Below are 8,911 nucleotides of genomic sequence, written 5' to 3' on the forward strand. Positions count from 1 at the left end.
GCCGAAGCCGCCCGGGCCGCGTCCGCCGCCCTGGCCGCCCCGCCCGCCGCCCTGACCGCCGCGGCCGCCGCCGCCCTGCCTGTTCTCAGCCATCTGCTTCCTCCTAGAACTCGAGGCCGCCCTCGCGGGCGCCCTCCGCGAAGGCCTTGACGCGGCCATGGTACAGGTAGCCGCCGCGATCGAAGACCACGCTCGTGATCCCCAGCTCGCGCGCCTTCTCGGCGAGCGCCTTTCCGGCGGCCCGGCTCAGGTCGGTCTTGCTCAGCCCCTCGGCGGCTTTCCGCTCGCGGAGGGTGGGGGCGACGGTCGAAAGCCCGGCGAGCGTCTTCCCCTGGACATCGTCCACCAGCTGCCCCTCGACGTGGTTGAGGGAGCGGTAGACGACCAGGCGGGGACGCTCCCCCGTGCCGTTGACCTTTCCACGGACGCGGCGGTGCCGCCGCAGGCGGCGGTCCCGGCGCGTCTTGATCTTTGTCCTTGCCATCAGTCGGTTCCGTAAGTGTGACTATACGATGACCCGCGCACGCCGGCCGGGATTACTTCCCGCCCGCCTTGCCGGCCTTGCGGCGGATCACCTCGCCTTGGTACTTCACGCCCTTGCCCTTGTACGGCTCGGGCGGCCGGAGCGACCGGATCTCGGCCGCGACCTGCCCGACGACTTCCTTGTTCGAGCCCGTCACCTCGACCACGGTCGGCGAGACGGCGCGGAGCTCGATTCCCTCCGGGGCCTTGTAGTCGACGGGGTGCGAGTAGCCGAGCGCCAGCGTCAGCCCGAAGGGCTTGTTCTCGGCGCGGTACCCGACGCCCACGATCTCGAGCGTCTTCTTGAACCCGGTGGTGACCCCCTCGATCATGTTCGCCACGAGGGTCCGGGTCAACCCGTGCAGCGAGCGGTGCTCGGGGCTGTCGGACGGGCGCTCCACCAGGATCTGGTCGCCGTCGCGGCGGACCTCGATCGCGGAGTTGAGCGTGCGGGCGAGCTCGCCCTTGGGGCCCTTGACCCGGATGGTGGCGCCGTCGAGAGCGACGTCCACCCCGGCGGGGACTGTGATCGGCCTTCTTCCAATACGCGACATCGTTTCCTCGCTCTCCTTACCAGACGATGGCGAGGAGCTCGCCGCCTACCTTGGCGGCCCGCGCCTCACTGTCGGTCATGACGCCGCGCGAGGTGGAAAGCACGGCCATGCCCAGGCCGTTGCGCACCCGCGGGATCTCCTGCACGCCGACGTACTTGCGCAGCCCGGGCTTGGACACCCGGCGCAGCTCGCGGATCACCGGCTTGTCCTGGTAGTACTTCAGGTACAGGCGCAGGACCTGGCGCTTGCCGTCGTCCAGAAGCTTGAAGTCGTGGACGTAGTGGTTGTCCTTGAGAAGGCGAGCGAGCTCGATCTTCAGCTTGGAAACCGGGATGTCGACTCGGCGGTGCCGCGCGAGATGGGCGTTGCGGATGCGCGTGAGCATGTCCGCAATCGGATCCGTCACCATGAAGCTCCTCTCCTATAGTATCCGGCGGGACGCCGGACTCGTAGGAAGTGAATGGAAATGTGGGGCGCGGTCCGGGAGGGGTGTCCCTCCGGGCGCTGCGCCCTGTCGGCCGGCTGTTGCCGGGTCCTACCAGCTCGCCTTGCGAACCCCGGGGATCTCCCCGCGGAGCGCCATCTCACGGAAGCAGATCCGGCAGAGCCCGAACTTGCGCAGGAACGCGCGGGGCCGGCCGCAGCGGTTGCAGCGGTTGTACGCGCGTACACCGAACTTGGGCTTCCGGTTCGCCTTCTCGATCAGGGCCTTGCGTGCCATGATGTATCGCCTTTGAAAGTTACGCCTCGACCAGGACCGGAGAGGCACCCCGGAACGGCATGCCCATCTCCCGCAGGAGCGCCACGGCCTCGTCGTCCCTGTCGGTGGACGTCACGATCGTGATGTCCATCCCGTGGATCCGCTCGACCTTGTCGTACTCGATCTCCGGGAAGATCAGCTGCTCCTTCACGCCCATCGTGTAGTTCCCGCGCCCGTCGAAGGAGCGGGTGGATACGCCGCGGAAGTCGCGGATGCGCGGCATCGCCACGTTGATCAGGCGGTCGAGGAACTCGTACATCCGCTCGCGGCGGAGCGTGACCGAGGCGCCGACCGGCTGGTTCTCGCGCAGGCTGAAGTTGGAGATCGCCTTCTTGGCGCGGGTGACCACGGCCTTCTGGCCGGTGATCAGCCCCAGCTCGGCCACGACGGCGTCGAGGAGCTTGGGGTTCTTGTTGGCCTCGCCCATCCCGACGTTGATGACGACCTTCTCCAGCCGGGGCACCTGCATGGGGGTCTTGAACCCGAACTCGCTCTGCAGCCGGCCGCGGACCTGCTCCTCGTAGTAGCGCTGCAGGCGCGGCTTCGCCCTGCTTCCGTTCTCATTGGCCATTCTTCATCTCCTCGCGTTCCGTATCCCGCCGCGGCCTCGTGCCCGGGGGGGCGGTCTCGCCGTGTACGACGCGGGCGCCGCAGCGGCGCCCGCGGGCCTGCTCACGCCTTGGGGATCACCTTGCCGGAGCGGACGCCGACGCGGTCCTTGCTCCCGTCCCCGTTCACCTGCGCGCGGACCCGGGTCGGCTCGCCGGTGCCGGGATCGACCAGCATCACGTTGGACGCGTGCACCGGCGCCTCGAACTGCACGATGCCGCCCTCGGGGTTGGTCTGCGACGGGCGCATGTGGCGCTTGCGCAGGTTCGCCCCCTGGACGACGACGCGGTTCTTGTCCGGCTCGACGCGAAGGACGGTGCCCTCGTGCCCCTTGTAGTTGCCGCTGATGACCTTCACCCGGTCGCCCTTGCGGATCTTCATCTTCGCCATCAGAGCACCTCCGGGGCGAGCGAGACGATCTTCATGAAGCGCTTCTCGCGGAGCTCACGCCCCACCGGCCCGAAGATGCGGGTGGCGCGGGGCTCGCCCTCGTTGTTGATGATGACGGCGGCGTTCTCGTCGAAGCGGATGTACGACCCGTCCTTGCGCCGCATCTCCTTGGTGGTGCGGACCACCACCGCCTTGGCGACGTCGCCCTTCTTGACGGTCCCGTCCGGAAGCGCGTCCTTCACCGCCACGACGACGATGTCGCCGATGCGGGCGTAGCGCCGCTTGCTGCCGCCGAGGACCCGGATCACCAGCGCCCGCTTCGCGCCGCTGTTGTCCGCGATCCTGACGATCGATTCTTGCTGGATCATGTCTTCCCCTCAGGATTCGGAACGCCTGCGGGGAGGAGCCGGGCCGTGCGGCCCTCCCCTCCCCCGGCGGCTGTTATCTGGCGCGCTCGATCACCTCGGCGACCCGCCAGCGCTTCAGCTTGCTCAGCGGGCGCGTCTCGACGATGCGGACCACGTCGCCGACGTGGTACTCGTTGTTCTCGTCGTGTGCGTGGAACTTCTTGCTGCGGGTCATCTGCTTCCCGTACAGCGGGTGCGGGAAGCGGCGCTCCACGGTGACGACGACCGTCTTGTCCATCTTGTCGGAGACGACGGTGCCGACCCGCGACTTGCGGCGGCCGCGCTCTTCCTGGCCCTGGGTGTTCTCGTTCTCGCTCATCAGCGTGCGCCCTCGCCGGAATGTTGCCGCTCGTGCAGGATGGTGTTGATGCGCGCGATGTCGCGCCGGATGTCACGCACCAGCATGGGGTTCTCCAGCTGGGTCGTGGCGGCCCGGAAGCGGAGCCGGAACTGCTCCTCGCGGAGCTGCTCGGCGCGGGCCTCCAGGTCCTCGACGCTCATCCCGCGGAGGGTCTCGGCGTCGGTGCCGCGGCTGCGTGCGGACTTCATCCCTCACCTCCCTCGACCGCGGCGGCGACGGCGGGCTTCTCCCGCTCCACGATCTTGCACTTCACCGGGAGCTTGGCCGCGGCGAGCTCCAGGGCCCGGCGCGCCATCTCGCGGTTGGAGTGCTCCAGCTCGAACATGATCCGGCCGGGCTTGACGACGGCCACCCAGAACTCCGGGTTACCCTTCCCCTTGCCCATGCGGACCTCGAGCGGCTTCTTGGTCAGCGACTTGTCGGGGAAGATCCGGATCCAGACCTTGCCGCCACGCTTGATATGGCGGGTCATGGCGATACGGGCCGACTCGATGGTGCGGTTGGTGATCCAGCCCGGCTCCATCGCCTGCAGGCCGAAGTCGCCGAAGGCAACGAAGTTGCCGCGGGTCGCCTTCCCCCGCATGCGGCCCTTCATCTGCTTACGGTACTTTACTCGCTTAGGGGCAAGCATCTTCTAGTCCTCCTCAGGCGTCGCTGGAGTAGGTGCGGCCGCGGCGGTTCTCCACCACCTCGCCCTTGAACACCCATACCTTCACGCCGATGGTCCCGTACGTGGTGCGCGCGGTGGACTGCGCGTAGTCGATGTCCGCGCGAAGGGTCTGGAGCGGGATGCGCCCCTCCTTGTAGCTCTCGGAGCGCGCGATCTCCGCGCCGTTCAGGCGGCCGCCGACCTGGATCTTGATCCCCTCCGCCCCGGCGCGCATCGCGTTCTGCACGGAGCGCTTCATGGCGCGGCGGAAGGAGACCCGCTGGACGAGCTGGTGCGCGATGCTGTCGGCGACGAGCTGGGCGTCCACCTCGGGGCGCTTCACCTCCTCGACGTTGATCGCGACCTCGTTGGTCTTGGTCAGCCGGCCCAGCTCGTCACGCAGCTTGTCGACCTCGGAGCCGCCCTTGCCGATCACCACGCCCGGACGGGCGGTGTGGACGGTGACGATGACCTTTCCGGGCTTGCGCTCGATCTCGACCTCGGCGATCGACGCGTGCCCCAGGCGCTGGTTCAGGTACTTCCGGATCGTCTCGTCCTCGACGAGGAGCCGCGGGAAGTCGCGCTCCGCGTACCAGCGGGACTTCCAGGGAGCGACGATCCCGAGCCGGAACCCTCTCGGATGGGTCTTCTGTCCCACGGCTTACTCCTTCTCGTCGACGATGATGGTGAGGTGGCTGGACCGCTTCATGATCGGCGTCGCGCGGCCCATGGCGCGCGGAGAGAACCGCTTCATCGTCGGACCCTCGTTGACGAACGCCTCACGGACGACCATGTCGTCCACGTCGAGGAAGGTGCCCTGCGCGTCGGCCTTCTGCTGCGCGTTGGCGACGGCGGAGCGGAGCGCCTTCTCGATGGGAGTGGTGGCGGCCTTCTTGGAGAACTTCAGGATGGAGTACGCCTCGTTCACGCTCCGCCCGCGGATCAGGTCGACGACCAGCCGCATCTTGCGGGGCGACATCCCGACGTTCTTGGCCATTGCACGAGCTTGCATCTGTCTGTCTCCTTTTCGCTCGTGTGGGCTAACGCGCGCGCGCGCGCTTGTCGGCCAGCTTGCCGCCGTGCCCGCGGAACATGCGGGTGGGGGCGAACTCGCCGAGCTTGTGCCCGACCATGTTCTCCGTGAGGTACACGGGGATGAACTTGTTCCCGTTGTGCACCGCGAGCGTGTGGCCGATGAACTCGGGGGTGACGGTGGAGCTGCGCGACCAGGTCTTGACCACGCGCTTCTCGCCCCGCTCGTTCATCTGCCGGACCTTCTTGAGGAGGCTCTCCTCGATGAAGGGCCCCTTCTTGAGACTTCTCGGCATATGTTCTGCTCTCGCTCTTAGCTTCGCCCCCGGCCCCATGCCGGGAGCAAGGTCCACTTGGTGTCCAGTGGTGGACGCGACATGCCGCGAAGCCCGTTCGCGGCACAGCCAGTAAACCTAACAAACGATCAGCAATCCGTCCACCCCGCCGGAGCGGGACGGACGGATCGCTGCTCGCAGGCCTCCTGTGGCGCCCCTCGCGGGGCGACGCCCTACTTGGTCGCCCGGCCGCGCTTGCGGCCGCGGACGATGAACTTGTTGGAAGCCTTCTTGTTCTTCCGGGTCTTCACGCCCTCGGACTGGCCCCAGGGCGAGACCGGCGGACGGCCGCCCGACGTCTTCCCCTCGCCGCCGCCCAGCGGGTGGTCCACCGGGTTCATGGCGACGCCGCGGACCTTGGGGCGCTTGCCGCGCCAGCGGTTCGCGCCGGCCTTGCCGATGGACTGCTTCTCGTGGTCCACGTTCCCCACCTGGCCGACGGTCGCCACGCACTCGCGGCGGACCAGGCGGACCTCGGTGGAGGGCATGCGCAGGGTGACGTACTCACCCTCCTTCGCCACGATCTGCACCCCGGCGCCCGCGGAGCGGGCCATCTGGGCGCCCTTCCCCGGGCGGATCTCCACGTTGTGCACCGTGGTGCCCAGCGGGATCTCCGCAAGCGGGAGCGAGTTCCCCACCTTGATATCGGAGCCGGTGCCGGACTCCACCACGTCGCCGACGCTCAGCCCGCGCGGGTGCAGGATGTACCGGCGCTCGCCGTCCTCGTACACCAGGAGCGCCAGGTTGGCGGTCCGGTTCGGATCGTACTCGATGCGCTCCACGCGGGCCTTGACGCCGTGCTTGTTGCGCTTGAAGTCGACGATCCGGTACAGGCGCTTGTGCCCTCCGCCGCGGCGGCGCAGGGTGACGTGCCCGTGGTGGTTCCGCCCGCCGGACTTGGTGATCGCCTCGGTCAGCCCCTTCTCCGGGCGCCCCTTGTGGGTGACCTCGGCGAAGTCGCTGATCTGCCGGAAGCGGGTCCCGGCAGTCATCGGCTTGAATTGCTTGGTCGGCATCTTCAGACTCCCTCGAAGATCTCGATGGTGTCGCCCTCCTGGAGGGTGACCACTGCCTTCTTCCAGGACGGACGGCGGCCGACGTACTTGCCGACGCGGCGGTCCTTCCCCGCGTACCGCATGGTGCGGACGTCCTTCACCTTCACGCCGAACTGCTTCTCGATCGCGCCCGCGATCTCGATCTTGTTGGCGTCCTTGGAGACGACGAAGGTGTAGGCGTTGTGCTTGTCGAGCTGGTCCGTGGACTTCTCGGTGAGCAGCGGCCGCACGATCACGTCATGGATGCTACGCATTCACCACCTCCTCGGTCTCCGCGCCGACGCCCGCGGACTGCAGGGCGGCGGACTCGATCACCAGCTCGTTGGCGGTCATCACGTCGTACGCCGAGGCCTCGCGGAGCGGCATCACCCGGACGTTCGGGAGGTTGCGCACCGACAGGAACAGCGTGTTGTTGATCCCGTCGGTCAGGACGAGCACCTTCTTGCCGGCCACTCCGATCTTCCCGAACAGCTCGGCCACCCGGCGCGTCTTGGGCGCGTCCAGGTCGAAGCGCTCGATCACGGTGACCTGCTCGGCCTGCGCGCGCGTGTTGAACGCCGAGCGGCGGGCGAGCGCCTTCACCTTCTTGGGGATGTCCTGGTTGTACGAGCGCGGGCTCGGACCGAAGACGATCCCGCCGCCCCGCCAGTGCGGGGCGCGGATGGAGCCCTGGCGCGCGCGCCCGGTCCCCTTCTGCCGCCACACCTTGCTGTTCCCGCCGGAGACCATCCCGCGGGTCTTGGTCGCGGCGGTTCCCTGCCGCCGGTTTGCCAGGTGAGCCTTGATCACCTGGTGCAGCACGGCCTCGTGGACCACGCCGTCGAACAGCTCCTGGGGGAGCTGGACGGCGTCGCCCGGCTCGCCGGCTGCGCTGAAGTAACGTGCGCTCAGCATCTCTCCCCCTTACTGCTTCGTGATGAAGACGAACCCGTTCACCGGGCCCGGCACGGCGCCGCGGATGTAGATCAGGTTCCGCTCGGCGTCGACCTTGGCGACCCGGAGGTTGCGCACGGTCTGCTGCACGTTCCCCATCTGGCCGGGCATCCGCTTCCCCTTGATGACGCGGGACGGGTTGGTGCCCGCGCCGATGGAGCCAGGGGCCCGGTGGATGCGGGTGGCGCCGTGCGAGGCGCGCCCGCCGCCGAACCCGTGGCGCTTCATCACGCCCTGGAAGCCGCGGCCCTTGGTGGTGCCGGTGACCTTCACCTTCGCGCCCACCTCGAACTGCTCGACGGTGACGTTCTCGCCGACCGCCGGGGTCGTGTCGCCGCCGAAGTCGAACTCACGAAGCACCACGGGGGCGCTCTCCAGACCCGCCTTGGTGGCGTGGCCGAGCTCGGCCTTGGTGGCCCGGGTCGCCTTGCGCGCGCCGAACCCGAGCTGCACGGCCTGGTAGCCGTTCTTCTCCTGGGTGCGGACCTGCACGACCGGGCAGGGGCCCGCCTCGACGACGGTCACCGGCACCACGGCGCCGGTCGCGTCGAACAGCTGGGTCATGCCCAGCTTCTTTCCGATGATTCCAGACATCGCGTCCTCCTCAGTCCACCTTGATCTCGACGTCCACACCCGCCGGGAGATCCAGCTTGGTGAGGGCGTCGACGGTCTGCGGGCGCGAGTCGAGGATGTCGATGACGCGCTTGTGCGTCTTCAGCTCAAACTGCTCGCGGCTCTTCTTGTCCACGTGGGGGGACCGGAGCACGGTCCACCGCTGCACGCGGGTCGGGAGCGGGATCGGGCCACTGACGGTGGCGCCGGTCTTCTCCGCGGTACGGACGATGTCGGCCGTGGTCTGGTCGATCACCGCGTGATCGAAGCCCTTCAGCCGGATACGGATCTTGCCAGCCATGTGTCCTTCAAGCTCGGTTGACGGTTTCTGTAAGCCTCGTGACAAGCGGCCGGCGCGACGCCATAGGGCGCCGCGCCGGGTCCGCCAACCGGCTTTACTCGACGATCTCGGTGACGACGCCGGCGCCGACGGTGCGGCCGCCCTCGCGAATGGCGAAGCGCAGCTCCTTCTCCATGGCGATGGGCGTGATCAGCTCCACGCTCATCTGCACGTTGTCGCCCGGCATGACCATCTCCACCCCCTCGGGCAAGTTGGCCGTCCCCGTCACGTCCGTCGTGCGGAAGTAGAACTGCGGCCGGTAGCCGTTGAAGAACGGCGTGTGCCGCCCCCCCTCTTCCTTCGTCAGCACGTAGACCTCGGCCTTGAACTTCGTGTGCGGCGTGATGGTCTT

At 68.2% G+C, this 8,911-nt stretch carries 19 protein-coding genes; all 19 read right to left on the minus strand.

The window, feature by feature from the left end:
• Window positions 1-103 precede the first annotated feature (103 nt).
• Window positions 104-484 (minus strand): 50S ribosomal protein L18, encoded by a 381-nt coding sequence (rplR, locus tag VGR37_08270; GenBank protein ID HEV2147385.1) that lies wholly within the window; start codon window positions 482-484, stop codon window positions 104-106.
• Between the two features lie 52 nt (window positions 485-536).
• A complete protein-coding gene (gene rplF, locus VGR37_08275; GenBank protein ID HEV2147386.1) occupies window positions 537-1,076 on the minus strand; it encodes a 50S ribosomal protein L6 in 540 nt (179 codons plus the stop codon).
• A gap of 16 nt (window positions 1,077-1,092) precedes the next feature.
• Window positions 1,093-1,485: a 30S ribosomal protein S8 gene (gene rpsH, locus VGR37_08280; GenBank protein ID HEV2147387.1), complete on the minus strand. Its 393-nt coding sequence runs from the start codon at window positions 1,483-1,485 to the stop codon at window positions 1,093-1,095.
• 126 nt (window positions 1,486-1,611) lie between these two features.
• On the minus strand, window positions 1,612-1,797 hold the full coding sequence (locus VGR37_08285) for a type Z 30S ribosomal protein S14 (protein ID HEV2147388.1): 186 nt from the start codon (window positions 1,795-1,797) through the stop codon (window positions 1,612-1,614).
• 19 nt (window positions 1,798-1,816) lie between these two features.
• Window positions 1,817-2,407, minus strand: a complete 591-nt coding sequence (rplE, locus tag VGR37_08290; GenBank protein HEV2147389.1) for a 50S ribosomal protein L5 — start codon at window positions 2,405-2,407, stop codon at window positions 1,817-1,819.
• A 101-nt stretch (window positions 2,408-2,508) separates the two neighbouring features.
• Window positions 2,509-2,826 carry a 50S ribosomal protein L24 gene (rplX, locus tag VGR37_08295; GenBank protein HEV2147390.1) on the minus strand — a complete coding sequence of 106 codons (318 nt, stop codon included), beginning with the start codon at window positions 2,824-2,826 and terminating at the stop codon, window positions 2,509-2,511.
• 8 nt (window positions 2,827-2,834) lie between these two features.
• Entirely contained in the window at window positions 2,835-3,203 is a 369-nt protein-coding gene (gene rplN / locus VGR37_08300; protein ID HEV2147391.1) for a 50S ribosomal protein L14, read from the minus strand.
• Window positions 3,204-3,276: 73 nt separating this feature from the next.
• Window positions 3,277-3,561, minus strand: a complete 285-nt coding sequence (gene rpsQ, locus VGR37_08305) for a 30S ribosomal protein S17 (protein ID HEV2147392.1) — start codon at window positions 3,559-3,561, stop codon at window positions 3,277-3,279.
• Window positions 3,561-3,791 (minus strand): 50S ribosomal protein L29, encoded by a 231-nt coding sequence (rpmC, locus tag VGR37_08310; protein ID HEV2147393.1) that lies wholly within the window; start codon window positions 3,789-3,791, stop codon window positions 3,561-3,563. The genes rpsQ and rpmC overlap by 1 nt, the downstream gene beginning before the upstream one ends.
• Window positions 3,788-4,234 (minus strand): 50S ribosomal protein L16, encoded by a 447-nt coding sequence (gene rplP, locus VGR37_08315; GenBank protein ID HEV2147394.1) that lies wholly within the window; start codon window positions 4,232-4,234, stop codon window positions 3,788-3,790. Before rplP ends, rpmC begins: the two co-directional genes overlap by 4 nt.
• 13 nt (window positions 4,235-4,247) lie before the next feature.
• Complete coding sequence (gene rpsC, locus VGR37_08320; GenBank protein HEV2147395.1) at window positions 4,248-4,910, minus strand: 30S ribosomal protein S3; 663 nt, start codon at window positions 4,908-4,910, stop codon at window positions 4,248-4,250.
• Window positions 4,911-4,913: 3 nt separating this feature from the next.
• A complete protein-coding gene (rplV, locus tag VGR37_08325) occupies window positions 4,914-5,264 on the minus strand; it encodes a 50S ribosomal protein L22 (protein HEV2147396.1) in 351 nt (116 codons plus the stop codon).
• 28 nt (window positions 5,265-5,292) lie between these two features.
• The gene (gene rpsS, locus VGR37_08330; protein ID HEV2147397.1) at window positions 5,293-5,580 is read right to left on the minus strand and encodes a 30S ribosomal protein S19; all 288 of its coding nucleotides are present in this window, start codon (window positions 5,578-5,580) and stop codon (window positions 5,293-5,295) included.
• 212 nt (window positions 5,581-5,792) lie between these two features.
• Entirely contained in the window at window positions 5,793-6,635 is an 843-nt protein-coding gene (gene rplB, locus VGR37_08335) for a 50S ribosomal protein L2 (protein HEV2147398.1), read from the minus strand.
• A gap of 2 nt (window positions 6,636-6,637) precedes the next feature.
• The gene (gene rplW, locus VGR37_08340) at window positions 6,638-6,928 is read right to left on the minus strand and encodes a 50S ribosomal protein L23 (protein ID HEV2147399.1); all 291 of its coding nucleotides are present in this window, start codon (window positions 6,926-6,928) and stop codon (window positions 6,638-6,640) included.
• A complete protein-coding gene (rplD, locus tag VGR37_08345) occupies window positions 6,921-7,568 on the minus strand; it encodes a 50S ribosomal protein L4 (protein HEV2147400.1) in 648 nt (215 codons plus the stop codon). The genes rplW and rplD overlap by 8 nt, the downstream gene beginning before the upstream one ends.
• A gap of 9 nt (window positions 7,569-7,577) precedes the next feature.
• Entirely contained in the window at window positions 7,578-8,201 is a 624-nt protein-coding gene (rplC, locus tag VGR37_08350; GenBank protein HEV2147401.1) for a 50S ribosomal protein L3, read from the minus strand.
• Window positions 8,202-8,211: 10 nt separating this feature from the next.
• On the minus strand, window positions 8,212-8,520 hold the full coding sequence (gene rpsJ / locus VGR37_08355; protein ID HEV2147402.1) for a 30S ribosomal protein S10: 309 nt from the start codon (window positions 8,518-8,520) through the stop codon (window positions 8,212-8,214).
• 94 nt (window positions 8,521-8,614) lie between these two features.
• Window positions 8,615-8,911 (minus strand): elongation factor Tu (gene tuf / locus VGR37_08360; GenBank protein ID HEV2147403.1); only part of this gene is annotated, 297 nt, incomplete at its 5' end.

It is taken from the genome of Longimicrobiaceae bacterium, from assembly GCA_035936415.1.
Taxonomy (GTDB): Bacteria; Gemmatimonadota; Gemmatimonadetes; order Longimicrobiales; family Longimicrobiaceae; genus JAFAYN01.